The sequence below is a fragment of the Amycolatopsis sp. N2S4-7 genome (genome assembly GCF_058119595.1).
Window position 1 is genome coordinate 8,792,906 of the sequence record NZ_CP172299.1, and the last position, 22,964, is coordinate 8,815,869.

The 22,964-nt window shown below is 71.7% G+C and carries 25 protein-coding genes; 13 read left to right on the top strand and 12 right to left on the bottom strand.

Annotated features, from left to right (window positions below; genetic code table 11):
- Positions 1-86: 86 nt before the first annotated feature.
- Positions 87-485: a hypothetical protein gene (locus ACH54P_RS41425; protein ID WP_489908758.1), complete on the bottom strand. Its 399-nt coding sequence runs from the start codon at positions 483-485 to the stop codon at positions 87-89.
- Positions 486-645: 160 nt separating this feature from the next.
- Positions 646-2,334, bottom strand: coding sequence for a bifunctional 3'-5' exonuclease/DNA polymerase (locus tag ACH54P_RS41430; protein WP_489908759.1), 1,689 nt, complete (start codon positions 2,332-2,334; stop codon positions 646-648).
- A 151-nt stretch (positions 2,335-2,485) separates the two neighbouring features.
- Here ACH54P_RS41430 and ACH54P_RS41435 point away from each other — a divergent pair, with 151 nt between their 5' ends.
- Complete coding sequence (locus ACH54P_RS41435; protein WP_489908760.1) at positions 2,486-4,120, top strand: acyl-CoA synthetase; 1,635 nt, start codon at positions 2,486-2,488, stop codon at positions 4,118-4,120.
- A gap of 28 nt (positions 4,121-4,148) precedes the next feature.
- On the opposite strand, the gene ACH54P_RS41440 is transcribed toward ACH54P_RS41435, so the two are convergent.
- Positions 4,149-5,078, bottom strand: a complete 930-nt coding sequence (locus ACH54P_RS41440; protein WP_489908761.1) for a hypothetical protein — start codon at positions 5,076-5,078, stop codon at positions 4,149-4,151.
- 377 nt (positions 5,079-5,455) lie between these two features.
- Here ACH54P_RS41440 and ACH54P_RS41445 point away from each other — a divergent pair, with 377 nt between their 5' ends.
- From ACH54P_RS41445 to ACH54P_RS41465, 5 genes are read left to right on the top strand one after another with little or no spacing between them, the layout of a single operon-like run.
- Complete coding sequence (locus ACH54P_RS41445; protein ID WP_489908762.1) at positions 5,456-6,208, top strand: SDR family oxidoreductase; 753 nt, start codon at positions 5,456-5,458, stop codon at positions 6,206-6,208.
- On the top strand, positions 6,205-7,263 hold the full coding sequence (locus ACH54P_RS41450) for a phosphotransferase family protein (RefSeq protein WP_489908763.1): 1,059 nt from the start codon (positions 6,205-6,207) through the stop codon (positions 7,261-7,263). The genes ACH54P_RS41445 and ACH54P_RS41450 overlap by 4 nt, the downstream gene beginning before the upstream one ends.
- The gene (locus ACH54P_RS41455; RefSeq protein ID WP_489908764.1) at positions 7,263-7,922 is read left to right on the top strand and encodes a histidine phosphatase family protein; all 660 of its coding nucleotides are present in this window, start codon (positions 7,263-7,265) and stop codon (positions 7,920-7,922) included. The genes ACH54P_RS41450 and ACH54P_RS41455 overlap by 1 nt, the downstream gene beginning before the upstream one ends.
- A gap of 10 nt (positions 7,923-7,932) precedes the next feature.
- The gene (locus tag ACH54P_RS41460; protein ID WP_489908765.1) at positions 7,933-8,859 is read left to right on the top strand and encodes an SMP-30/gluconolactonase/LRE family protein; all 927 of its coding nucleotides are present in this window, start codon (positions 7,933-7,935) and stop codon (positions 8,857-8,859) included.
- A complete protein-coding gene (locus tag ACH54P_RS41465; RefSeq protein WP_489908766.1) occupies positions 8,859-9,248 on the top strand; it encodes a VOC family protein in 390 nt (129 codons plus the stop codon). The genes ACH54P_RS41460 and ACH54P_RS41465 overlap by 1 nt, the downstream gene beginning before the upstream one ends.
- 4 nt (positions 9,249-9,252) lie before the next feature.
- On the opposite strand, the gene ACH54P_RS41470 is transcribed toward ACH54P_RS41465, so the two are convergent.
- A complete protein-coding gene (locus tag ACH54P_RS41470) occupies positions 9,253-9,906 on the bottom strand; it encodes an SDR family NAD(P)-dependent oxidoreductase (protein WP_489908767.1) in 654 nt (217 codons plus the stop codon).
- An 82-nt stretch (positions 9,907-9,988) separates the two neighbouring features.
- Here ACH54P_RS41470 and ACH54P_RS41475 point away from each other — a divergent pair, with 82 nt between their 5' ends.
- The gene (locus ACH54P_RS41475; RefSeq protein ID WP_489908768.1) at positions 9,989-10,585 is read left to right on the top strand and encodes a TetR/AcrR family transcriptional regulator; all 597 of its coding nucleotides are present in this window, start codon (positions 9,989-9,991) and stop codon (positions 10,583-10,585) included.
- Here ACH54P_RS41475 and ACH54P_RS41480 read toward each other — a convergent pair.
- From ACH54P_RS41480 to ACH54P_RS41500, 5 genes are all read right to left on the bottom strand, one after another.
- Entirely contained in the window at positions 10,560-10,796 is a 237-nt protein-coding gene (locus tag ACH54P_RS41480) for a hypothetical protein (RefSeq protein ID WP_489908769.1), read from the bottom strand. The two genes, ACH54P_RS41475 and ACH54P_RS41480, sit on opposite strands and share 26 nt — an antisense overlap.
- A gap of 83 nt (positions 10,797-10,879) precedes the next feature.
- The gene (locus tag ACH54P_RS41485; RefSeq protein ID WP_489908770.1) at positions 10,880-11,707 is read right to left on the bottom strand and encodes an enoyl-CoA hydratase family protein; all 828 of its coding nucleotides are present in this window, start codon (positions 11,705-11,707) and stop codon (positions 10,880-10,882) included.
- Positions 11,704-12,396 carry an SDR family NAD(P)-dependent oxidoreductase gene (locus ACH54P_RS41490; RefSeq protein ID WP_489908771.1) on the bottom strand — a complete coding sequence of 231 codons (693 nt, stop codon included), beginning with the start codon at positions 12,394-12,396 and terminating at the stop codon, positions 11,704-11,706. The genes ACH54P_RS41485 and ACH54P_RS41490 overlap by 4 nt, the downstream gene beginning before the upstream one ends.
- A complete protein-coding gene (locus tag ACH54P_RS41495) occupies positions 12,393-13,910 on the bottom strand; it encodes a benzoate-CoA ligase family protein (RefSeq protein WP_489908772.1) in 1,518 nt (505 codons plus the stop codon). The genes ACH54P_RS41490 and ACH54P_RS41495 overlap by 4 nt, the downstream gene beginning before the upstream one ends.
- Complete coding sequence (locus ACH54P_RS41500) at positions 13,903-14,655, bottom strand: creatininase family protein (protein WP_489908773.1); 753 nt, start codon at positions 14,653-14,655, stop codon at positions 13,903-13,905. Before ACH54P_RS41500 ends, ACH54P_RS41495 begins: the two co-directional genes overlap by 8 nt.
- A gap of 48 nt (positions 14,656-14,703) precedes the next feature.
- Between ACH54P_RS41500 and ACH54P_RS41505 the strand changes: the two genes are divergently transcribed.
- The 5 genes from ACH54P_RS41505 (at position 14,704) to ACH54P_RS41525 (ending at position 19,608) form a co-directional block, all read left to right on the top strand.
- On the top strand, positions 14,704-15,519 hold the full coding sequence (locus ACH54P_RS41505; protein WP_489908774.1) for a PaaX family transcriptional regulator: 816 nt from the start codon (positions 14,704-14,706) through the stop codon (positions 15,517-15,519).
- On the top strand, positions 15,516-16,310 hold the full coding sequence (locus ACH54P_RS41510) for a tryptophan 2,3-dioxygenase (protein ID WP_489908775.1): 795 nt from the start codon (positions 15,516-15,518) through the stop codon (positions 16,308-16,310). The genes ACH54P_RS41505 and ACH54P_RS41510 overlap by 4 nt, the downstream gene beginning before the upstream one ends.
- Positions 16,307-17,500 carry a kynureninase gene (locus ACH54P_RS41515; RefSeq protein WP_489908776.1) on the top strand — a complete coding sequence of 398 codons (1,194 nt, stop codon included), beginning with the start codon at positions 16,307-16,309 and terminating at the stop codon, positions 17,498-17,500. Before ACH54P_RS41510 ends, ACH54P_RS41515 begins: the two co-directional genes overlap by 4 nt.
- Positions 17,501-17,728: 228 nt before the next feature.
- On the top strand, positions 17,729-18,802 hold the full coding sequence (locus ACH54P_RS41520) for a Glu/Leu/Phe/Val dehydrogenase dimerization domain-containing protein (RefSeq protein ID WP_489908777.1): 1,074 nt from the start codon (positions 17,729-17,731) through the stop codon (positions 18,800-18,802).
- Positions 18,799-19,608 (top strand): serine hydrolase, encoded by an 810-nt coding sequence (locus tag ACH54P_RS41525; protein ID WP_489908778.1) that lies wholly within the window; start codon positions 18,799-18,801, stop codon positions 19,606-19,608. Before ACH54P_RS41520 ends, ACH54P_RS41525 begins: the two co-directional genes overlap by 4 nt.
- Here the strand turns inward: ACH54P_RS41525 and ACH54P_RS41530 are convergent.
- Positions 19,593-20,537 (bottom strand): LysR substrate-binding domain-containing protein, encoded by a 945-nt coding sequence (locus ACH54P_RS41530; protein WP_489908779.1) that lies wholly within the window; start codon positions 20,535-20,537, stop codon positions 19,593-19,595. The two genes, ACH54P_RS41525 and ACH54P_RS41530, sit on opposite strands and share 16 nt — an antisense overlap.
- Positions 20,538-20,621: 84 nt before the next feature.
- Here ACH54P_RS41530 and ACH54P_RS41535 point away from each other — a divergent pair, with 84 nt between their 5' ends.
- Complete coding sequence (locus ACH54P_RS41535; RefSeq protein ID WP_489908780.1) at positions 20,622-21,557, top strand: MBL fold metallo-hydrolase; 936 nt, start codon at positions 20,622-20,624, stop codon at positions 21,555-21,557.
- Positions 21,558-21,608: 51 nt separating this feature from the next.
- On the opposite strand, the gene ACH54P_RS41540 is transcribed toward ACH54P_RS41535, so the two are convergent.
- Entirely contained in the window at positions 21,609-21,794 is a 186-nt protein-coding gene (locus tag ACH54P_RS41540; protein ID WP_489908781.1) for a DUF5302 domain-containing protein, read from the bottom strand.
- Between the two features lie 83 nt (positions 21,795-21,877).
- The gene (locus ACH54P_RS41545) at positions 21,878-22,834 is read right to left on the bottom strand and encodes a winged helix-turn-helix transcriptional regulator (protein ID WP_489908782.1); all 957 of its coding nucleotides are present in this window, start codon (positions 22,832-22,834) and stop codon (positions 21,878-21,880) included.
- Between the last annotated feature and the right edge of the window lie 130 nt (positions 22,835-22,964).

A 22,964-nucleotide genomic window follows, 5' to 3' on the forward strand; every position in this document is an offset into this window, starting at 1 on the left:
CCGGCCCCCGGCGGGACCGGCACGGCTCACTTCGCGTCGGCGTAGCGGACTACGCCGAGTCAGGCCGGCTCGGGCCTTCGACGGTCTCATTTGGCGATCAGGGTCACGGTTGCCGCACACGCGGAGACCATCCCGGCAAAGGCGGAGAAAGTCGCGGCTTGCCCGCCGACACTGCTGAAAACCCGGCGCACCAGCTTCCCCCAGTACTGCTGCCGGATGACCATCTTGACCTTCTGCCATTTATGTTGTCGCAGATGACAGCCGAGCAGAATTCCGTACGCGTTGTTGCGGCACAGTTCGCGGTTGCGGGTCTCGGCGCAGCACCACATCGGTGCCTGGAACAAGGTGTAGAGCACCACCAGCGCCGACAGGATGGCGATCACGCCGGGACCGACCGATGGTAGGAACCACAGCCAGAGCACCGCGGCCAGGAGCAGGTATCCCCACAGGCTCCCCAGCAGCTTTCTGGTCGATTTCTTCGCCATATGAGCCGAACCTAGTCAGCACCCTTCGGTGCGCGAAAGCGCTGGTCGGTTGACTTTGTTCCATTCGACCGGCGATTCGGCTCACAGGCAGCGACCCGATTGCGCCGAAGGGGTGCTCCGGCGATCGCCCATGTGGTCACTGATCAGAACGGTAGCGAAGTTACTTCGCGTCGGCGTAGGTGTCCACCACGGCGACCTGCATCGGGAACCGCACCGGGCAGGCCGGGCCGAACAGCATTCTGGCCGCCTCCGTCACGCTGTCCACAATGGACGTCGAGACCTCGTCGGCCAGGGCGGCGGGCGCGTGGACGATCACTTCGTCGTGCTGGAAGAAGACCAGGTGCGCCGGGGACGGCAGGCGGCGGCGCAGCGTCGCCAGCATCACCGCCGTCATGTCGGCCGCGCTCGCCTGGACCACGAAGTTGCGCGTGAACCGGCCCCAGCCGCGGGAAGCCCGGCGCGCCTTCAGCTCCGCCGCTTCGTCCGAAGCCAGCCCGCCGGTCAGGGCGCGCCAAGCCGCCGACGGCGCCGGTGACGTCCGGCCGAGCCGCGACCGGACCCGCTCGCCGCGCTCGCCCGCCTGTGCCGCGTGTTCCACATAGGACACCGCGTCCGGGAACCGCTGCCGCAGCAGCCCCAGCAACGGCCCCGCCTCGCCGGACGTGCCGCCGTACATCGCCGAGAGCATCGCGATCTTCGCCCGCGCGCGGTCGTCGCGGTCGTCGTCCCGCGCCGGGACCCAGCGGGCGCCCGAGAACAGGGCCTCGCCGAGCCGCGCGTACAGGTCCGTCGCCGCCGCGACGTCGGCCAGGCGCCGGTCGCCTGACAGCGCCGTGAGAACCCGCGGTTCCAGCTGGGCCGCGTCGGCCACCACCAGCTTCCAGCCGGGATCCGCCCGGACGCAGGTCCGCAGCACCTTCGGGATCTGCAGCGCCCCGCCGCCGCGGCTGGCCCACCGCCCGGACACCACCCCGCCGACGACGTAGTGCGGGCGGAACCGGCCGTCGTGGACCCACTCGTCGAGCCACGCCCAGCCGTTCGCGGCGTGCAGCCGTGACAGCTCCTTGTACTCGAGCAGCGGCCCGACCGCGGGGTGGTCGATCCCCTTGAGCAGGTACTTCCGCGCCGCCGGCACCTCGATCCCGGCGCGGGCCAGCGCCCGGACCACGCTCGGCGGCGAGTCCGGGTTGACCGGCCGCCCGCCGAACGCCTCGGTGATCTTCGCGGCCAGCTCGACCAGCACCTTCGGCCGCCGGCCGGCGGACACGCGCGGGCCGAGGCGGGAAATCAGCAGTTCCTCGTGCAGGTCGGCCCGCCACGGCAGGCCGTCGGCCGACATCTCCACCGCGGCCAGCGCGCTCGCCGACTCCGCGGCCAGCAGCAGCCGCAGCCGGTCCGGGTGCTCGGCCGCGGCCACGCGCCGCTCCTGCTCCGCGAGCACGCGCCGGACCGCCGTGACGACCGTCACGCCGTCGGGCAGCGTCGGCACGCGGGTCTCGAACAGCGTCGGCTGCGCCAGCTCGACGGCCGCCGAATCCGGCGGTGGTTCCTCGCCGTTCGCCCTGGCCCAGGCCGCGCGCAGGCTCCGCGACTGGTCCTCCGCGCCCTCGTACGCCAGCAGCAGCCCCTCCGCCAGCGCGACGTCGTAGCACCGGTGTACCCGCAGGCCGGCCGCCACCAGCACCGGGTACAGCAGCTCCACCGACGGGAACACCCAGCGCGGCGCCAGCGAGCCCTCCAGCTCACGGGCCAACGCCGCGAAATCCGCCTCGTCCAGGCCCTCGACGGTCGAGGACGGCGTGTGCACGGTGAAGCTCCCGTCCTCTTCCTGCCCCGCGATCACCTGCACGAAGACATTGTGCCGACCACCACCGACAGTTTCGGCACACGCACGGCTGGTGCGCTCGCGGCCCGCTTGGTTTACTGTCCAGTAGCTCCCATACCGCCGGTACGCCCGCCGTCGGCATGGGCTCTCTTCCCGCAGCAACGGAGGTGCCCGGATGAGCTTGGTCGCGCTCGCAACGCAGGTGGCGGACAAGGTGGCCGAGACGGCGCGCAGCGTCGACGTGATGCGTCGAGCGGGCCTCGTTCCCTTCCCGCGGCTCGACGAGGGCGTCCGCTCACTGGTCGCGCTGCGGAAGTTCGGCCCGTTCGCCGGCGCGAACCACATCTCCGCGCGCCGCGACCCGACCGCCGTCGGCATCGTCGACGAGCTCGGGCCGCTCACCTACAAGCAGCTGGACGACCAGTCGAACGCGCTGGCCAGGGCGTGGTCGGAGCGCGGCATCGAGCCCGGCCAGGTCGTCGCCGCGCTGTGCCGCGACCACCGCGGCCTGGTGATCACGATGGCCGCGTCGGGCAAGCTCGGCGTCCGCCTGCTGCTCATGAACACCGGGTTCGCGAAGCCGCAGCTGGCCGACGTCGCCAAGCGCGAGGGCGTCACCGCGCTGGTGTACGACCAGGAGTTCAGCGGCCTGCTCGACGCCATCCCGGACGGCGTCGACCGGTACCTCGCGTGGGTCGACCCGGGCACCGACCTGACCGACCGGACCGTCCCGGTGCTCGACGAGATCATCGCGAGCACCGACGACCGGCCGTGGCCCGCGCCGGCCAAGCCGGGGGGTTTCGTGCTGCTGACCAGCGGCACGACCGGCACGCCGAAGGGCGCGCCGCGGCCGCACACCTCGGCGCTGGCGTCGGCGCAGTTCCTCGACCGGATCCCGTTGCGGTCCAACGAAGCCACGTACATGGGCGCGCCGCTGTTCCACGGCACCGGCCTGTCGCAGTTCATCCTGTCCTTCGCGCTCGGCTCGAAGGTCGTGATGCGGCGCAAGTTCGGCCCCGAGGAGGCGCTGCGCGGCGTCGCCGAGCACCGGTGCACGGCGCTCGTGCTGGTGCCGACGATGCTGCAGCGCATCGTCGACCTGCCGAAGGAGATCCGCGAGAAGTACGACACGTCGTCGCTGCGGATCATCTTCGTCGCCGGCTCGGCGCTGTCGCCGGACCTCGGCAACCGCGCGAACGAGGCGTTCGGCCCGGTGGTGCACAACCTCTACGGCTCGACCGAGGTCGCGGTGGCGACGGTCGCGACACCGGAGGACTGGGCGAAGGCGCCGGGCACGGTCGGCCGCGCGCCGGTCGGCTGCAAGGTGGCGCTGTACGACCAGAACGGCCGGAAGATCACCGAGCCGAACGTGACGGGCCGGGTGTTCGTGGGCAGCGGCCTGAGCTTCGGCGGCTACACCGACGGCCGCCACAAGGAGATCATCGACGGCCTCCTCTCGAGCGGCGACGTCGGCCACTTCGACGAGGACGGCCTGCTCTTCATCGACGGCCGCGACGACGAAATGATCGTCTCCGGCGGCGAGAACGTCTTCCCGATCGAGGTGGAGAACCTCCTGGTCGAGCGCGAAGACGTGATCGAGGCGGCGGTGATCGGCGTCGAGGACCCCGAATTCGGCCAGCGGCTCAAGGCGTTCGTGGTCCGGGCGGAGGGCGCTTCCCTGGACGCCGACGAGGTCCGGGACTACGTGAAGGCGAACCTGGCGCGGTACAAGGTGCCGCGGGACGTCGAGTTCCTCGAGGAACTGCCGCGCAACGCGACCGGGAAGGTGCTGCGCACCAAGCTCTCCTGAGGGGAAGGCTGGGTGAGCCGAACCAGCCTCAATCCCAGTCGATGCCGAAGACGCCCGGGCCGAAGTCGAGGGCCACCGCGTGCACTCCGTCCGCTCCGTCGAGCTTCAGCGGGCGCCGGGCCAGGGTGCCCGTTGTTCCGTGGCGGGAGTACTGCCAGCAGCGGTCCGGGGCCGTGCCCGGGGCGAAGCGGACCTCCAGGAGGTACTCGCGCACCGGGCGGCGGAACTCGCGGTAGTGCGTGTTGCGGCACTCCGGGTACGGCGGGCCGCCGTTGGTCAGCGTGTACTCGATCAAGTGCGTCTCGCCGCGGTCGATCGGCTGGTCGAAGAGCAGTTCGGCGACGATGAGGCCGTGCGCCTCGTCGATCTCCGCGCGCCCGACCCGGCAGTTGCGCACCGTGTGCAGCTCGGGGACGCCGGCCGCCGGGTCGTCCTGCGTGTAGACCAGCAGCCAGCGGTCCTGGCCGTCCGCGGCCGCCTGGAACACCGCGCGGGCCGTCACCGCGCGCTGGCCGCCGTCCTCGGCGATCTCGCACAGGTCGTGCAGCCCGACCATCTTGAGCGGCTGCTGGCGGTCGAGCGCGTGCGGCGCGCCGACCTTGTCCAGCAGCGGCTGCAGCACCTCGCGCGGGAACGACATCGGCTCGGCGCCCGCCTGGCGCCGTCCGGCGCCGCCGCGGGGCCGGGGTGGGGGCAGCAGCCCGAGCAGGGCCCCGGCGGGGACGTCGAGGATCTCTTCGAGCGTGCGGACCGCCGAGAGCGAGCTCTGCCGCTCCGGCTGGCGCTTGCCGGACTGCCAATAACTGAGTGCGGTGACGCTGACGACGACGCCGCGGGCCCGCAGCCGCGCCTGGATCCGGTCGAGCGACAGCCCGCTGGTGGCGATGGCCGCGCGCAGCTGCGTGGCGAACGCGGTGCGCCCGCCGTCCTGGCCGTCACCCGCCGTGCTGCCCGCCATTGCTGAAATCCGACCCGCCCCGTGCCGTCCCCCGACGATCCCCGACACGGAGCACGTTAGCAGGATTCCCGGTGCCGCCCCCGCCCGTCCGCCCCGGGCTCGCCGGGCCGGGTCACTCGGGCGAACGGGCTAGTACTGGCAACTGTGAACCATTGCCCCGGCCTGGGCGGACGCGCTTGTATGACTTGCCTGCGCCGGTGGCTCCGCCTCCCCCTCACGGCCCACCCGGGCGCAGGTGGACAGCCGTTGGACAAACGGCTCCGGCTCACCCGGCCGCGTTGTGCGACCGGCCGGGGTGGCCGCGCGATGACCGGTGGCCCGGCGACGCCCCCAGCGCCGGGCCACCGGTTTTATTACTTACGGGTAATATCCCGGTCATGACGCTCCGGAAGAACATCCTGATCACCGGCGCCAGCAGCGGGTTGGGCGAGGGCATGGCCCGGCAGTTCGCGGCGAAGGGGCGCAACCTCGCGCTGTGCGCGCGGCGCACGGAACGCCTCGAGAACCTCGCCAAGGAGCTCGAAGAGGCGCACCCCGGGATCAAGGTCGTCACCCGCACCCTCGACGTCACCGACCACGACCGCGTGTTCGCCGTCTTCGCGGAGTTCCGCGCCGAGCTCGGGTCCCTCGACCGGGTGATTGTGAACGCCGGGCTCGGGAAGGGGCAGCCGATCGGCAAGGGCCGGTTCGACGCCAACCGCCAGACCCTCGAGGTCAACTTCGTCGCGGCCGCCGCCCAGATCGAGGCCGCCGCCGGGATCTTCCGGGAGCAGGGCGCCGGGCACCTGGCGGTCATCTCGTCGTTCAGCGCCATTCGCGGCCTGCCGGGCAACCTCACCGCGTACGCCGCTTCGAAGGCCGGGATTTCGGCGTTCGTCGACGGCACCCGCCTCGAGCTGAAGCGCAGGGGCATCGCCGTCACCGACGTCCGGCCGGGCTACATCGAGTCGGAGATGAACGACCGGATCGGCCGGAACCCGTTGCTGGCCAAGGCCGACACCGGGGCGCGGGCGCTGGTGAAGGCGATCGAGGCCGAGCCGGCGCGGGCCTACGTCCCGGCGTGGCCGTGGGTGCCGCTGAGCCTCGCGATGCGCGTGGTCCCGGCCGCCGTGCTGCGGAAGTTCGCATGAGCACCGCCGTCGAAGTCCGCGCCGAAGACGCTTTCGACGCCGCCGCGGTGCACGAATGGCTCGCCGTGCGGGTCGAGGGGCTCGGGGCCGAGCCACCGCGCGTCCGGCAGTTCCCCGGCGGCGCGTCGAACCTGACGTACCTGCTGACCTACCCGGGCCGCGAGCTGATCCTGCGCCGCCCGCCCGCCGGGCACAAAGCCGCGTCGGCGCACGACATGCGGCGCGAGTACCGCGTGCAGCACGCGCTGAAGCCGGTGTTCCCGTACGTCCCGCGGATGCTGGCCTTCGGGGACGACCCGGCGGTGCTCGGCGGCGACTTCTACGTCATGGAGAAGCTCGACGGCCTGATCCTGCGCGGCAACCTGCCCGAGGGCATGACTCTGACGCCGGAGCAGGCCCGTGAGCTGTCCGGCAAGGTCGTCGACCGGCTGGTCGACCTGCACGCGGTCGACGTCGGGAAGGCCGGGCTGGCCGACCTCGGCAAGGGCGCGGGCTACGTCGAGCGGCAGATCCGCGGCTGGTCGGACCGGTACGTCGCGGCGCGCACGGACAACGTCGGCGACTTCGCCGAGGTGCGCGCGTGGCTGGCGGAGAACCAGCCCGCCGAGGTGAAGATCTGCCTCATCCACAACGACTACCGGCTCGACAACCTGGTGCTCGACGGCCCGGAGACGCTCAACATCGTGGGCGTCCTCGACTGGGAGATGGCCACCCTCGGCGACCCGCTGATGGAGCTCGGCAGCATGCTCGCCTACTGGGTGCAGGCCGGCGACGACGACGCCATGCACGCGAGCCGGCGGCAGCCGACGCACCTGCCCGGCATGTTCACGCGCGAGGAGTTCGTCGCGCGCTACGCCGAGAAGACCGGGATCGCGGTCGGCGACTGGCGGTTCTACGAGGTCTACGGCCTGTTCCGGCTGGCCGCGGTGCTGCAGCAGCTGTACCGCCGCTACCACGACGGCGGCACGCGCAACCCGGCGTTCAAGGACTTCTGGCAGTTCGTCGGGTACCTGGACTGGCGCTGCCGCGAGATCATCGCGAAGGGACGGGCCTAGTGGGCGCCATTTACCTGGTCCGCCACGGCCAGGCGTCGTTCGGCGCTTCCGACTACGACGCGCTGTCCCCGCGCGGCTTCGAGCAGTCCACTGTGGTCGGTGCGGAACTGCTGCGGCGCAACGTCTCCTTCAGCCAGGTCCGCTCGGGCTCGCTGGCGCGGCAGCGGGACACCGCGGCCACCGCGCTGAAGGTGCTCGGCAGCGACGTCCCGGTGGTCGAGGACCCGCGCTGGAACGAGTACGACCACGTCGACATCGCGCTGCACCACGCCGGTGGGGCACCGCAGGAGGAGGACTCCCGCGCCTACCAGGGGCTGCTGGACGCCGCGCTCACCGCCTGGACCGAGGCGGGCGAGGACGGCCCGTGCGCCGAGACGTGGCCGGCGTTCCTCGCGCGCTGCCGCGACGCACTGGCGGACCTCGTGGCGTCGCTGGGCAAGGGGGAGCACGCGGTCGTGTTCACCTCCGGCGGTGTGATCGCCACGGTCTGCGGGCTCCTGATGGGTGCCCCCGAAACCGGGTTGCTCAAGCTCAACCGCGTCACGGTCAACGGCGGGATCACCAAGCTGGTGTCCGGGCGCGGCGGTGTCACGATGTTGTCGTTCAACGAACACCCGCACTTCGAGGCGGACGCGGCCCGGTTGCTCACCTATCGGTAGGAGACGCTCGATGCGGTTCGGCGAGGTCAAGCTCATCCCGGTGAACGGGCACGGCCCCGAGGACGTCGTGGTCGACGGCGAAGGCCGGATCTACACCGGCGTCGACGACGGGCGCGTCCTGCGCGTTTCGCCCGACGGCGGCCGCATCGACGTCATCGCCGACACGGGTGGCCGCCCGCTCGGGCTGGAGCTGTACGGCGACGACGAGCTCCTGATCTGCGACGCGCGGGCCGGCCTGCTGGTGGTGCGCCGGGCCGGCGGCACGCCGTCGGTCCTGGCGACGTCGGCGCTGGGCCTGGACTTCGTCTTCTGCAACAACGCCGCCGTCGCCGCGGACGGCACGGTGTACTTCACGGACTCCTCGCGCCGCTTCGGCATCGACCACTGGCGCGACAACCTGATCGAGCAGACGGCGGGCGGCCGCCTGCTGCGCCGCTCCCCGGACGGCGCGATCGACCTCCTCCTCGACGGCCTTCAGTTCGCGAACGGCGTCGCGCTGGCCCCCGACGAGTCGTTCGTGGCGGTCGCGGAGACGGGCGCGTGCCGGGTGTCGCGGGTCTGGCTGCGGGGCTCGCGGCAGGGCCGGTCCGACGTCTTCGTCGACGGCCTGTGGGGCTTCCCGGACAACATCGCGACCGGTTCCGACGGGCTCATCTGGATCACGCAGGCGTCCCCGAAGGTGGCGGCCTTGGACGTGGTCAGGAAGCTGCCCGCACCGCTGCGGGCGGGCATCCGGCGGCTGCCGACGGCGTTGCAGCCGAACCCGGGCCGCGAAGTCGGCGTGCTGGGCGTCGCGGCGGACGGCAAGGTGGAGCGCGAGCTGCGCGGCGAGATCGACGGCTTCCACATGCTGGTGGGCGTCCGCGAGTGGCGGGGGAAGCTGTATTTCGGGTCGTTGGAGGAGTCGGCGATCGCCGTGACGCCTACCATCAGGTGATGCTGAGCAACGTCCGGATCGAAGCGCGCGTCCCCACCCAGGACCTGGCCCGCGCCCGGCGCTGGTACGCCGAGAAGCTCGGGCTCGAGGCGGTCGAAGAGCGGGAGGGCGGCCTGCGGTACGAGGGCGCGTCGGGTGTCTTCTGCCTGTACGCCTCGGCCGGGGCGGCCGACGGTTCGTTCACGCAGCTGGCCTTCTACGTGGACGACCTCGAAGCGACGGTCGCGGTCCTCCGGACCCGCGGCGTCGTGTTCGAAGAGTACGAGGGCGCCGTGAACGGGATCATGGAGATCGCGGGCAACTACCCGAGCAAGGGCAGCGGCGAGCGGGCGGCGTGGTTCCGCGACAGCGAGGGCAACCTCATCGGCCTCGGCGAAGTGGTGCCCTGACGCGCTACCACGGGACGACCTCGCCGTGGCGGTCCAGGAACCGCAGGCCGGGGGCGCCGGCCTGCGCCTCGAGGACGTCGACGACCGCCGGGACGCTCTCCTCGGGGAGCAGGGGCGCGCCGGGACCGCCGAGCCGGGTCCGGTTGTGGCCGGGGTCGAGGAGGAGCTTGGTGTGCCCGTCGCCGGCGTGGCGGGTGCTGTAGCTGCGCATCAGCTGGTTGAGCGCGGCCTTGCTGGCCTTGTAGAGCTCGTAGCCCTCCTCGGTGTTGCGCGAGATGCTGCCCTGCTCGGACGACATGACCGCGATCGTTCCGCCCGGGACGACCAGGTCGCGAAGGGCCTCCAGCGCGCGGAGCGGGCTCAACGCGTTCGTGACCATCACCTCGGTGAACATGGCGGTCGGGACGTCGGAGATCGGCAGGTTCCCGCGGTCGATGGCCGCGTTGACGAACAGCAGGTCGAACCGGCGGCCGGTCAGCCGCGAGCGCAGGGCGGCCAGCTCTTCGGGGCTGGTCATCTCCAGGGTTTCGACCGTCACCCCGTCCGGGGCGGCGCCACCGCGGGTCGTGGCGACGACCTGCCAGCCGCGGCGCACGAGTTCGCGGGCGAGGACCAGCCCCAGCCCGCGGGAGGCGCCGAGGACGAGTGCGTCGGGCATGAGGACTCCGGATTGACTAGACGAGACGTTGCGTCTAGACAGTAGCACGAGATCCGGGACCGGCGGCCGGTATCGTGTCCGCATGCCCGCCGCGAACCCCCGGCCCCGCTCCGGCAACCGGCGCGACGAGGCCGCCCGCCTTTCGGTGCTGCACGCCGCGGACGACCTGCTCGTCGAGCACGGCTTCGGAGCGCTGACCGTCGAGGCGATCGCGCGCCGGGCCGGGGTGGCCAAGCAGACGATCTACCGCTGGTGGCCGTCGAAGGTCGAGATCCTCCTCGACACGCTCATCGAGGACAGCGCGAAGTGCATCCCCGTCCCCGCGGAGGAGGCCACGGCCGCCGGCATCCGCGGCTACCTGCGCGGCTTCGCGCGGTTCCTCACGCGCGACCCCGCCGGGAAGATCCTGCTCGCGCTCATCGCCGAGGCGCAGCACAACCCCGGCACGGCGGAGAGTTTCCACTCGCGGTACCTCGGGCCCCGTCGTGAGCAGGAACGCGCGATGTTCGTGCGGGCGATCGACGCCGGCGAGATCGCGCCCGTGCTGGGTCCCGACGCCGCGATCGACGCCCTGGTCGGCCCGATCGTCTACGGCGCGCTCACCGGAGCTGTGGTTTCCCGCGGTCTCGTGGACACGCTCTTCGACGAGCTGCTCAGGCCCGGCCGCGCCGGCGTTTGAGGCGGGTGAGGACGAACCAAGTGTGCCCGACCCCGAGCGGAATCAGGATCACGGCCCAGAAAACGAACTCGCCGGTGCTCGGCCGGTCGTACTTCACCGTCAACCACCAGGCGGCTCCGCCGCACAAGACGGCCACGAACAGGCAGGCCCACAGCCGGTGCCCGACCGCCCACGATTCGATCCGGGACAACGGTTTTTCTTTCTGCACCATGGATTCGCCACTCTTCCCCTGAGCAGGTCTACGGAAGAATGCCCGAAACGCCCGTCCTCAAACCCGATCCGGGGCCGGCCGGCTCAGCGGCCGGTCCAGCGGGGTTCGCGGCCCGCGGACCACGCCGCGTAGAACTCCTTGTGGTCCTTGGCCGTCATCAGCAGGGCCTGCGTCATCGCCTCCAGCTCGATCGCGCTGCCGAGGTCCATGTCCAGTTCGCGGGTCAGCAGCACCTTCGTCGTCGCGTACGCCAGGGCCGGGCCGTCCGCCAGCCGTCGCGCCAAGGCCGACGCCGTCGCGGGCAGTTCGGCGTCGTCGACCACCTGCGTCGCCAGCCCGATTTCGGAAGCGCGCTCCGCGGACACCTTGTCGCCCAGGATCAGCAGCTCCGTCGCCCGGCCGAGACCCACGAGACGCGGCAGGAGGTAGGCCGACCCCATGTCCGCGCCGGCCAGGCCGACCTTCGTGAACAGGAACGCGAACTTCGCCGACCGCGCCAGCAGCCGGAAGTCGCTGGCCAGCGCGATCACCGAACCCGCGCCCGCCGCGACGCCGTTGACCGCCGCGATCACCGGCAGCGGGCACTCGCGCAGCGCCTTCACCACCGCGCCCGTCATGCGCGTGAACTCGAGCAGCTCCGCCGTCTCGAACTTCTGCAGCTCGCCGATGATCTCCTCGACGTCGCCGCCCGAACAGAACCCGCGGCCCTGCCCGGTGATCACCAGCACCCGCACGTCCTCGTGCTGCGGCAGCTCGGTGATCAGGTCGCGCAGGTCCGCGTAGACGTCGAAGGTCAGCGCGTTCAGCTTTTCGGGGCGGGTGAACGTCACCGTGGCCACCCCGTCGGCCACGGTGAACTCGAAGTGTTCCCACTCCTTCGTCAGCGGTGCGGTCGCGCGGAACGGGCTCATTTCTGGATTCCTCCGCCGTCGAGTACGAGGGTCTGGCCGTTGATCGCGGCGGCTTCGGGCGCCGCCAGGAAGGCGACGGCGAAGGCCACCTCCGAAGGTTCCAGCAGCCTGCCGAGCGGCGATGCCGCCGCCAGCGCGGATTCCGCCTCGGGAAGCGCGCGTCCGGTGCGTTCCTGGATCCGCGCCACCGACGTCGCCGTCATGTCGGTGCGGACGAACGCCGGGCACACCGCGTTCGCCGTGACGCCGGTGCCGGCCAGCTCCGCCGCGACCGCCCGCATCAGCCCGACGGCCGCGTGCTTCGACGCGGTGTACCCGGCGGTGTAGCGGTAGCCGGCGTGCGAGGCCGTCGACGCCACCGTGACGATCCGGCCGCGGTCGCGTTCGCGCATCCCCGGCAGCACCGCCCGGGTGCACAGGAACGCGCCGGTGGCGTTGACCTCGAATTGCCCGCGCCAGTCGGCGAGCGAGGTCTTCGCGGCCGGTGCGCTGGACGAGATCCCGGCGTTGTTCACCAGCACGTCCACCGGCCCCGCGGAGGCGAAATACGCCGCCACGGCTTCCTCGTCGGTGACGTCGCACTCGGCGCGGCCCGGCGCGAGCACCTCGTCCCCGGCGGCCCGGAACCGCTCGGCGATCGCGGCCCCGATGCCGCGGGTGCCGCCGGTGACGACGACCAGGCGGCTCACGGGCGGCCCGCCAGCGCGCGCCGGTCGAGCTTTCCGTTGGCGGTACGGGGGAGTTCCGTCATGAACACCACTTCGCGGGGGTATTTGTGCTTGGCCAGGTGGGCTTTCGCGTGGTCCCTGAGCTCGTCCGCCGACACCGGGGCACCCGCCCGCACCACGACATACGCGCGCGGCACGACCAGGCCGTCGACCTCGTGGCCGACCACCGCGCAGTCCACCACCGAAGGATGGCCGAGCAGGCAGTCCTCGATCTCGCCGGGCGCGACGAACACCCCGCCGACCTTGAGCAGCGCGTCGGCGCGGCCGTGGTGGCGGAAGAAACCCTCGGAACGGCTGAACAGGTCACCGGAGGTCAGCGTGTCGCCGTCGAACGTCCGCGCGGACTTCTCGGCGTCGCCGAAGTACTCCAGCGCGATCGTCGGCCCGGTCACCCGCAGCCGCCCGATTTCCCCGTCCGGCAACGGGTTCCCGAGCTCGTCGACAACCTGGGCGGTGTAGCCGGGCACGGGCGTGCCGAGCGTGCCGATCCGTGCTTCGCCCGGCCGGTTCGACAGGTAGATGTGGTAGGCCTCGGACGAGCCGATCCCGTCGACCACCGGCACGCCGAAGGCCGCGTCCCACTTCCGGTGCAGCTCCGACGGCAGCGCCTCGCCCGCCGACGTCGTCATCCGCAGGCAGCTCAGGTCCTGCTCCGCCGCGGCCGGGTGGGCGACCATCGCGCTCATCATGGTCGGCACGTTGACCAGGACGGTCGGCCGGTGCCGGGCGATCAGCTCGAAGACCAGGTCCGCCGTACTGCGCTCGGGGAACGCGATCCCGGCCGCGCCGACGCCGAACGGGAACAGCGCCACCAGGTCGCGCGCGTAGCCGAAGAACAGCTTGGGGACGGCGAGCACCCGGTCGTCTTCCCGCAGGCCGAGTACCTGGACGGCGTACCGTTCGAAGCTCTCGAGCGGGCTGCGCAGGGGGTGCACGCACGCCTTGGGCGCGCCGGTGCTGCCGGTGGTGAACTTCCAGATCCCGACGTCGTCCACAGTGGTCGGTGCCGCGTCGAGCGAGTCCGGTGCCGCGTCGACCAAGGTCCGGAATGGACGTTCGCCCGGCCGCAGCTCGTCGTCGGGTACGCCGGTGACCAGCAGGTTCCGCGCGCCCGCTGCGCGCAACGCGGGCAGGGTGACGGCGTCGGCGAGCACCGCGACGGCCTCGGTGTAGCCGAGGTAGTACGCGTAGTCCTTGGGCTGGAGGAACGGGTACACCTCGGCGGTGACCGCGCCGATCTTCTGGGCGCCGTACCAGGCCGCGACGAACTCGTCGCCGTCGCTCAGCGCCAGCAGCACCCGCTGTCCCCGGCGGACCCCGGCGTCGAGCAGCACGTGCCCGGCGCGGTTGGCCAGGCGCGCCAGCGAGGCGTAGCTGACCGAACGGTCCCCGACGAGCAGGGCGGTCCGGTCGCCGCGGCCCTCGGCCACGTGCCGGTCGAGGAAGTGCGTGGCGAGGTTGAACGGCTCACTCACGGGCCAGCTCCCGGATCGCTTCCACCAGCAGGTCGGTCAACGTCGAGAACGTCGTATCGCCCTCTTCGGCGGTCGCCTCGGCCGGCTTGCCGCAGTACGCCTCGGTCATCCCCATCTCGCGGAAACCGCCGTCCTCCGGCGCCGAGGCCAGGCTGACCGGCACGTGCGGCAGCGTCCGCATCAGCGCCTGGTCGACCAGCTCGGGCCGGTCGGCGAGCACCAGCGACGTCTCGTAGCGCCCCGCGTGGCACTCGCCCGAGCGGAACTCCTCGGTCAGCCGCTGGGCGTGCCGCCGCCGGACCAGGTCGAGCAGGGCGACGCGCCCGTCGTAGGCGAAGTTCAGGGTCTCCACCGCACGCCGGAGCGTCACCAGGTGCGCGGGTTCGAAGTGGTTGTTGACCAGCAGGATCCGGCGGAGGCGCTGGCCGATCAGGGCCGCGCCGATGTCCACCAGCAGCGCGTGCAGCGTCTCTTCGCCGATGTGGACGCCCCCGGCGAACCCGGCGGCGAAGCGCGTCACGCCGTAGGGCACTTCCGGCAGGACCAGCACGTGGACGTCCTCGTCGGCGGCCAGCCGGTCGGCCGCGCGTTCGCACATCCCGCGCGAAATCAGCGGATCCGTGCCCAGCGGCGCGTGCGGGCCGTGCGGCTCGATCGCGCCCAGCGGCAGCAGCAGCACCGGGACGCGCTCGCCGTCCGCCAGCGCGGCGACCTGGCGCGAGCTGAGGTCCGCGAAGTACGTCACGCAAATCAAGCTACACCGCAGCGGCCTGGGGTGTATAGAGTTGCGCCCATGCCCGCCGACGCCTTCGAAGCCAGCCCCCAGGAGCTGGTCGTGACGTTGCTGGGCAGCTACGTGCACCCGCGCGAGACCCGCCGGGTGTGGTCGGGCGGCCTGGTGGCGGTGCTCGCCGAGCTGGGCTTCTCCGACGGCGCGGCCCGCATCGCGCTGACCCGCCTGGTGCGCCGCGGCCTGCTGCAGCGCCACCGCGAAGGCCGCACCGTGCACTATTCGCTGACCCGCCGGACCATCGCGCTGCTCGCCGACGGCGACCACCGGATCTTCTCCCTCGGCCGCCGCGAGCGCGCCGCCGGCGAGTGGACCGTGCTGTGGCAGAGCATCCCGGAGAGCCGCCGCCAAGCCCGGGAACGCCTGGTGCGGCGGCTGCGGTTCCTCGGGTTCGGGCCCTACTCCGACGGCACCTGGATCGCCCCGCACGACCGCGAGGCGGAGGTCGTCGCCCTGCTCGGCGAGCTGGACGTCACCGAGCACGCCGGGCTGCTGCTCGGCCGTCCCTCGGCCGCGCTGGACGTCCGCCGGTTCGCCGGCCGGGCCTGGGACCTCGACGACCTGGCGGCGCGGTACACCGCGTTCGTCGACCAGTTCGGCGGGTACGCGGGGAGGGACACCCCGGACGCCGAAGCGTTCGAGGTCCGCACCCGGCTGGTGCACACCTTCCGGATGTTCCCCTCGCTCGACCCCGAACTGCCCGCCGACCTGGTGCCCGCACCGGACCGCCGGGCGGCCGCGGTCGAGTTGTTCCACGATCTGTACACCGCGCTCGCGCAACCCGCTCAGCGCCATTTCGACGAGGTGACCAAGGGATGACCGAAACCAGCCAAGCGACCCAGGAAGCTTTGAGCTACACCTCGTACCTCGGGCTGGACGAGGTGCTGAACGCCCAGCGCCTGCGGTCGGACGAGCACGACGAGCTGCTGTTCATCGTGATCCACCAGGTGTACGAGCTGTGGTTCAAGCAGATCCTGCACGAAGCCGCGTTCCTCCAGGCGAATCTCGAACAGGGCAACACTGCCCATTCGATCCGCACGCTGCGCCGGATCCTGACGATCCTCAAGGTCGCCGTCGCGCAGATCGACGTGCTGGAAACCATGACGCCCAGCCAATTCACCAGTTTCCGCGCCCGTTTGGACGCTTCGAGCGGCTTCCAGTCGGCGCAGTTCCGCGAGCTGGAAGCGGTGCTCGGGCGCCGCGACGAGCGCGTGTTCGCGCACTACCCCGAAGGCGGCGAGCAGCGGAAACGCATTTCCGAAGCGATGGCGCGACCGTCCTTGTTCGACTCTTTTCTCGCGTATCTCAAGGCTTCTGGCTATTCCGTGGAGTGTGATCGAGACGTCACTCGACCGGTGGAGCCGTCCCCGGCCCTGCAGGCGATATTGCTGGACGTGTACAGCGACGACGGCGGACCGTCGGTCGTCGCGGAGTGTCTGGTCGATCTCGACGAAGGGATGCAGGAGTGGCGCTACCGGCACGTGAAGATGGTCGAACGCACCATCGGCGACAAGACCGGGACGGGAGGATCATCCGGCGCGACCTACCTGCGTACCACGCTTTTCCAGCCGATGTTCCCGGATCTCTGGGCAGTACGGAGCCGACTGTGACCACCTTGGACGATCTGCGCGCGGACGACAACGCCCTGGCCGCGCACTATTCGCGGTTCTCGGTGCGGGAGCGCCTGCTGCTGTCCGGGCACTCGCACCAGGCGTGGCCGGACGTCGCGGAGGAGGGGTTGCTGGAGTCCTTCGCGGACGCCGCGCGGGACGTCGACGCCAAGTGGGAGCGCGCCTTCGCGAAGGCCGACGAGCTGCGCGCGGGCTTCCGGCTGCTGCTGGGCGACCCGCACGGCGAATACGCGCTCGGCGCGAGCACGCACGACCTGGTGCTGCGCTTCCTGTCGGCGATGGAGCTGCCGCGAAGACCGCGTCTCGTCACCACCGACGGCGAGTTCCACACGCTGCGCCGTCAGCTGGCCCGCCTCGAAGAAGAGGGCGTCGAGGTCGTGCGGGTGCCGCTCGATCCGGTGACCACGCTCGCCGAGCGCGTCGCCGGCGAAGTCGACGGCAACACCGCCGCGGTGCTCGTGTCGGCCGTGCTGTTCGAGACGTCCCGGTTGGTGCCGGGGCTCGCGCACCTCGCCGACGTCTGCCGCGGCCGCTCGATCGAGCTGGTCGTCGACGCCTACCACGCGCTCGGCGTCGTGCCGTTCGCGCTGCACGACCTCGGGCTCACCAACGCGTGGGTGCTCGGCGGCGGCTACAAGTACCTGCAGCTGGGCGAGGGCAACTGCTTCCTGCGGCTGCCCGCGCACGCCCAGGAGCTGCGGCCGGTGATCACCGGCTGGTACGCCGAGTTCGGCGCGCTGGCCGACGTGCGCCACCCCGGAGCGGTCCCGTACGCCACGGGCGGCGACCGGTTCGCCGGCGCCACCTACGACCCGGCCAGCCACTACCGCGGCGTCCGGGTCCAGCGGTTCTTCGCCGAGCAGGGGCTCACGCCGGAGTTCCTGCGCGAAGTGTCGCAGCACCAGGTGGGGCTGCTCGCGTCGGTGTTCGACAAGCTCGACCTGCCCGCCGACGTCGTGAGCCGCGACCGCGAGACGCCGCTCGACCGGCTCGGCGGGTTCCTCTCGCTGCGCTGCGCCGACGCCGCCGGCCTGCAGGCGGCACTGGCCGTGGAGGGCGTCCGCACCGACAGCCGGGGGCAGTACCTGCGCTTCGGGCCGGCGCCGTACCTGTCGGACACGCAGCTGGAGACGGCGATGACCACCCTCGGCACGGTGGTCCGGGGCTGAGTCTTCCGGGGCCGAGCCCCAGACCCCAGCCGGGGGCATGCCCCCCGACCCCCGAAAGATCGGCTACCGGTCCGTATCGCGAGACCTCCACTGGTCCGGCGATCACCGGGGATCTAGGTTGGTGCCGGGCACCCAACGGGCGGACGACCTCCGCGCGCCGGGATCCCGCCAACCCGTGAAGCGCGTCCCGGCCACGAACCGGGCGCGGGAGACAAAGGAGTCACCACCGTGACCGAAGGAGTGTTCGCCCGGAACTCCGGGCACGAACAGGTCGTGTACTGCCACGACCAGGCCAGTGGCCTGAAGGCCATCATCGGCATCTACTCCACCGCGCTCGGCCCCGCACTGGGCGGGACGCGCTTCCACCCCTACGCCACCGAAGCGGACGCGCTCGACGACGTGCTCGCGCTGTCCAAGGGCATGGCCTACAAGAACGCGCTGGCCGGCCTCGACCTCGGCGGCGGCAAGGCCGTCATCATCGGCGACCCGAAGACGCTCAAGTCCGAAGCGCTGCTGCGCGCGTACGGGCGTTTCGTGCAGTCCCTGGGCGGCCGTTACATCACGGCGTGCGACGTGGGCACGTACGTGCACGACATGGACGTCGTGGCCCGCGAAAGCCAGTACGTCACCGGCCGTTCGCCCGAGGACGGCGGCGCCGGCGACTCGTCCGTGCTCACCGCGTTCGGCGTCTTCCAGGGCATGCGGGCCTCGGCCGAGCACCTCTGGGGCAGCCCCGACCTGGCGGGCAAGCGCGTCGGCGTGGCCGGCGTCGGCAAGGTCGGGCACATCCTCGTGGGGCACCTCGTGGACGCCGGCGCGCAGGTGACGATCACCGACGTCCACGCCCCGGCGATCTCGCGCACGCTCGACCGCTACCCGGGCGTGCAGGTCGCGTCCGATGTGGACACCCTGCTGCGGACCGAGCTGGACGTCTTCGCGCCCTGCGCGCTGGGCGGCGTCCTGAACGACGAGACCGTGCCGGTGCTCGGCGCGAAGATCGTCTGCGGCGCGGCGAACAACCAGCTCGCGCACGCCGGCGTCGACAAGCAGCTCGCCGACCGCGGTGTGCTGTACGCGCCGGACTACCTGGTCAACGCCGGCGGCGTGATCCAGGTCGACGACGAGCGCCACGGCTTCGACTTCGAGCGCGCGAAGCGCAAGACCACGGCCATCTACGACACGACGAAGGCCGTGTTCGCGCTGGCCGAGACCGACGGCGTGCCCCCGGCGACGGCGGCCGACCGGCTCGCCGAGCGGCGGATGGCGGAGGTCGGGCGGCTGCGGTCCATCATGACCGGGTGAGTCCTCTTCCTGAAGAGATCTTCGCGGCGGCGGGTGTGCGGGGTTTCCTGCACGCCCGCCGTCTCGGTTCTCCTGCCTGCGTCGGTGTCGACGCCGATTCCCCGGTCGTGCTGGCGTCGGTGGTGAAGGTGGCGCTGGCGTACGAGTTCGCCCGCCAGGTCGCCGCGGGGTTGCTGGACCCGGCGGACCGGGTGCGCGCCGCGGCGGCGGACCGGCTCGGCGGCACCGGCTCGGCGGGTTTCGCGGACGACGCCGAGTACAGCCTGCGGGACGCGGCGCTGCTGGCCCTTTCGGTGTCCGACAACACGGCCGCGGACCTGCTGTTCGACCGCGTCGGCGTCGAGAACGTCCGCTCGTTGCTGGCGGAGCTGGGCCTGACGCGGACTTCCGTCATCGGCGCCCCGCGGGATCTGCTGCGCACGATCATCGAGGACACCGGTGCGGGACGGCCGTTGCGCGCGCTGGATCCGTTGCGGACTTCCGCGACGACGCCGCGCGAGATGACGACGCTGCTCTCGGCGATCTGGAGCGACCCCGGCCCCGGTGCCCAGGTCCGCGAGTGGATGTCGGCGCAGGTCAGCTGGCACCGGCTGACCGCCGGTTTCCCGCCGGAGGTGGCGGTGGCCGGCAAGACCGGCACGATGCCGGGGATCCGCAACGAAATCGGCATCGCGACCTACCCGGACGGCACTTCGTACGCGGTGGCGGTGTTCACGGTGGGCGGGGCGGAAACACTGCGCCGTCCGGACATCGACCGCGCGATCGGCGACGCGGCCCGTGCGGCGGTCGATCAGCTGCGCTCGTAGAAGACGTCCCACGGCCGGGCGGTGGGCGGCTCCGGCACGATCCGCGAGACGCCGTCGTCCTTCAGCACGCCGGCGGTGATTTCGGCGAGTTTCGCGGCTTGCGGGTGCGGGCTCGACGACGGCCACGCGAACGCCATCCGCTCGCGGAGGACCTGGCCGGTCAGGGGCCGCCAGACCACCCGCGGTTCCTTGCGGGCGCGAGGCTCGAAGGCCACGCCGTGGCCGGCCAGGACCAGGCCGAGCACGAACTCCGGGTTGCGGGCGTGGCGGATCGACGCCGGGCGGAAGCCGTGGTCCCAGCAGGTGCGCAGCAGCGCGTCGTAGCTGCCCGGCGCGGCCGCGCGCGGCGAGTGGACCAGACCTTCGCCGGCCAGGTCGGCGAGGGCGAGTTCGGCGCGGCGCGCCAGCGGCGAGTCGCGGGGGAGGACGACGCCGAGCGGGGTGTCGACGGCCGGGCCGAGGTCCAGCCCGACGACGTCCACCGGCAGTTGCAGGAGCCCGGCGTCGAGCTCGCGGTCGGCCAGCAGGCGGGCCTGCTCGGCGGTGGTCAGCTCCTGCAGGTCGAGCCGGACGGCGGGGTGGTGCTCCGCGAACTCGGTGAGGATCGCGGCCAGCACCCGCCCGGGCAGCTCCGGCGGCACGCCCGCGCGCAGGGCGTCCGTCTCGCCGCGTTCCGCCTTCGCGACGAGCGCCGTCATCCGGTCCCAGCGGGAGAGCAGGTCCCGCGCTTCGGCGCGGAGCACCTCACCGGCTTCGGTGAGCGTGACGCGGCGGCCGCGGTCGAACAGCTTCGCGCCCAGCTCGGCTTCGAGCCGTTTGACGCGCTGGCTGAGCGGCGGCTGCGCGATCCCGAGCCGGTCCGCGGCGCGGCCGAAGTGCAGTTCGTCGGCGACGACGAGGAAGTACCGCAGCGAACGAAGGTGGTCCACGCTGCGACGATAGCCGTTTCCCTATCGACTTGCCGACGTCTCGATCTTGGACAGCACCGCGCGGTCCGTGGTCAGGTGCCCGGTATGAACACAGGACTCAGCAGACGCGGGCTGTTCGGCGCGGGCGCGGCGGCGGCGGCCATCCTGGCGGGCGCCCCGGCGGCTTCCGCCTCGGCTTCTCCGGCTTCCGGCATGACGCTGCGGTGGTGGGGGAACAACGGGTGGGAAATCCGCGTCGGGGCGAAGACGATCCTCATCGACCCGTGGCTGACCCGCTTCAAGACGGGGACGTACACGAAGGCGGGTGCAGACCCGAAGACGCCGCTCTCGGTGAACCGGGCGCTGATCGACAGCTACCTCGACAGCGGCTCGTTGCGCGCGGACCACATCCTGGTGACCCACGGCCACTACGACCACTTGACGGACGTCCCCTACCTGGCAAAACGCACCGGCGCGACGGTCTTCGGGACCGAGACGCATTTGAGTCTCATGGCGGCTTTGGGTGCCCCGGAGGACCAGCTGGCGGTGGCCAGCGGCGGCGAAGACCTGACCTTCGACGGCTACTCGATCCGCATCCTCCGTTCCCTCCACTCGGCGGTGGGCGCACGGGCCCAGGTGCCGTTCCCGGGTTCGCGCCCGCTCTCCCGCCGCGACCGGCCGCGGGTGATCGAGGACCTGGTGGAGGGCGGAACCCTGGCGTACGCGGTTTCGGGAAGCGGGGCAACCGTCCTGAACTTCGGCGGCTCGAACTACGTGGAGCCGGAACTGCAGGGCTTGCGGCCCGATGTGGTGCTGCTGCCGGTGGGAGGCGCGAAGGTGACGCAGTACGTCCCGCGGCTGCTGCGTGTCCTGGGAAACCCGCGCTATGTGGCGGCTACGCATTGGGATGACTTCGACCTGCCGCTGGGCCAGGCACACGACCCGAACGGGGGTTTGGAGGTGCTGCGGTCCGCAGTGGCGGCGGCGAGCCCGGGTAGCGAGTTCGTGGTGCTGGACCACCTGGGCTCGTTCACCCCCTGAACGCACTGAAGGCCACCACCCCGCGGTGGTGGCCTTCAGCGGCCTGGAGTCTCAGCCGCTCTTGCGGCGGAACGTTCGCTTGTTCGCCGCCGGGCCGTGGGCGTGCTGGTTCTTGCCGCCCGCGTTCTCGTGGGAGGCTCCCGTGCGCGCGTGCGCCTGCTTGCGCTCCAGTGCCTCGCGGAACTTGCGCTTGACGTCGTCCTCCTCGCCGGTGGGCGAGGGATCCGGTTCACTCATGCTTACCTCCGAAAGTGACGACGTGTGACCACTCCAGCCTGGCATCGGCCGGAGCCGTTGGCGAGTCGATTTCGCCACAGTGCTCACCGTTTGGGCGACGGCACGCCGCCGAACTGGACCGACTTGCGGGTCAGCGGCCGACCGCAATGGTCGCACAGCAGCATCGGCTGCAGCCGGTTGCCGCACTCGACGTGGTGCAGGGTGATGTCCGGCTCCTGGCCCACGACCTCGAAGCCGCGTGACCACTCCGCGATGAACGCCAGCGCCGGGAAGAACGCCAGCCCCTTCGCCGTCATCCGGTAGTCGCGCGCGTCCGTGCGGGTGGCGGCCGTGCCCGTGCGCAGCACGCCCACCTCGACGAGCTTGCTCAGCCGGGCCGACAGCACGCTCGGCCCGATGCCCAGCTCGCGCTCGAACTCCGAGAAGTGCCGGCAGCCGAGCAGCGCCGACACCAGCAGACCGGTCGACCAGCGGTCGCCGAGCAGCTCCATCGTGTCGGGGAAGAACATCAGCGGGTCGCCGGCCAGTGACTCGGCGTCCTTGCGGCGGAAGCGCTTGGACGCCGTCGCCGCCGCGACGCCGGTGCTGTCCAGGCGCGACGCCCGCACGTCACGGGCATCGACCCGGCGCCCGCAGGCCCCGCAGCCGAGGGGCGCTGATGTAGCCAGCTCACAGTCGAGGTGGATCAGCGTCGGCAGCACCTCGCGGCGCCCTTCGACCCACTCGCGCTCCCACGCCCAGATCGAGATCAGCAGCGGCCACAGCTCCAGGCCACGTTCCGTGAGCCGGTACTCGTGCCGCGTGCGGCGCGCGTCCCGGTACGGCACGCGCGTGAGCATGCCCGCGTCCACCATGTCCCGCAGCCGCCCGGACAACGCCGTCGGCGAAATGCCCAGCCGCAGGCGCAGCTCCTCGTAGCGCCGGAAGCGCAGGAACAGGCTCTGCAGGATGAGCAGCGTCCACTGGTCGCCGACCAGCTCGAGCGCCCGGCGGAGCGGATCCCCCGCCGGCCGGATGCGCTGTGCAGTCGCCTCGACCAAACCATCCCCCTCTTACCTAACGGCTTCAGCGTACACCTGACTACAGGATAAGAAGCCTATTGACACCTGGGTACACAAATCATAGTCTCATCCCCATCAGCCAGCGCGGTGAGCCCGAGAATCAGGGAGC

Excerpts from the sequence above, each read along its gene's own strand:
- ACH54P_RS41425 (WP_489908758.1), bottom strand. The coding sequence starts at position 485 with ATGGCGAAGAAATCGACCAGAAAGCTGCTGGGGAGCCTGTGGGGATAC.
- ACH54P_RS41435 (WP_489908760.1), top strand. The coding sequence starts at position 2,486 with ATGAGCTTGGTCGCGCTCGCAACGCAGGTGGCGGACAAGGTGGCCGAG.
- ACH54P_RS41440 (WP_489908761.1), bottom strand. The coding sequence starts at position 5,078 with ATGGCGGGCAGCACGGCGGGTGACGGCCAGGACGGCGGGCGCACCGCG.
- ACH54P_RS41445 (WP_489908762.1), top strand. The coding sequence starts at position 5,456 with ATGACGCTCCGGAAGAACATCCTGATCACCGGCGCCAGCAGCGGGTTG.
- ACH54P_RS41450 (WP_489908763.1), top strand. The coding sequence starts at position 6,205 with ATGAGCACCGCCGTCGAAGTCCGCGCCGAAGACGCTTTCGACGCCGCC.
- ACH54P_RS41460 (WP_489908765.1), top strand. The coding sequence starts at position 7,933 with ATGCGGTTCGGCGAGGTCAAGCTCATCCCGGTGAACGGGCACGGCCCC.
- ACH54P_RS41465 (WP_489908766.1), top strand. The coding sequence starts at position 8,859 with ATGCTGAGCAACGTCCGGATCGAAGCGCGCGTCCCCACCCAGGACCTG.
- ACH54P_RS41470 (WP_489908767.1), bottom strand. The coding sequence starts at position 9,906 with ATGCCCGACGCACTCGTCCTCGGCGCCTCCCGCGGGCTGGGGCTGGTC.
- ACH54P_RS41475 (WP_489908768.1), top strand. The coding sequence starts at position 9,989 with ATGCCCGCCGCGAACCCCCGGCCCCGCTCCGGCAACCGGCGCGACGAG.
- ACH54P_RS41480 (WP_489908769.1), bottom strand. The coding sequence starts at position 10,796 with ATGGTGCAGAAAGAAAAACCGTTGTCCCGGATCGAATCGTGGGCGGTC.
- ACH54P_RS41485 (WP_489908770.1), bottom strand. The coding sequence starts at position 11,707 with ATGAGCCCGTTCCGCGCGACCGCACCGCTGACGAAGGAGTGGGAACAC.
- ACH54P_RS41505 (WP_489908774.1), top strand. The coding sequence starts at position 14,704 with ATGCCCGCCGACGCCTTCGAAGCCAGCCCCCAGGAGCTGGTCGTGACG.
- ACH54P_RS41510 (WP_489908775.1), top strand. The coding sequence starts at position 15,516 with ATGACCGAAACCAGCCAAGCGACCCAGGAAGCTTTGAGCTACACCTCG.
- ACH54P_RS41535 (WP_489908780.1), top strand. The coding sequence starts at position 20,622 with ATGAACACAGGACTCAGCAGACGCGGGCTGTTCGGCGCGGGCGCGGCG.
- ACH54P_RS41540 (WP_489908781.1), bottom strand. The coding sequence starts at position 21,794 with ATGAGTGAACCGGATCCCTCGCCCACCGGCGAGGAGGACGACGTCAAG.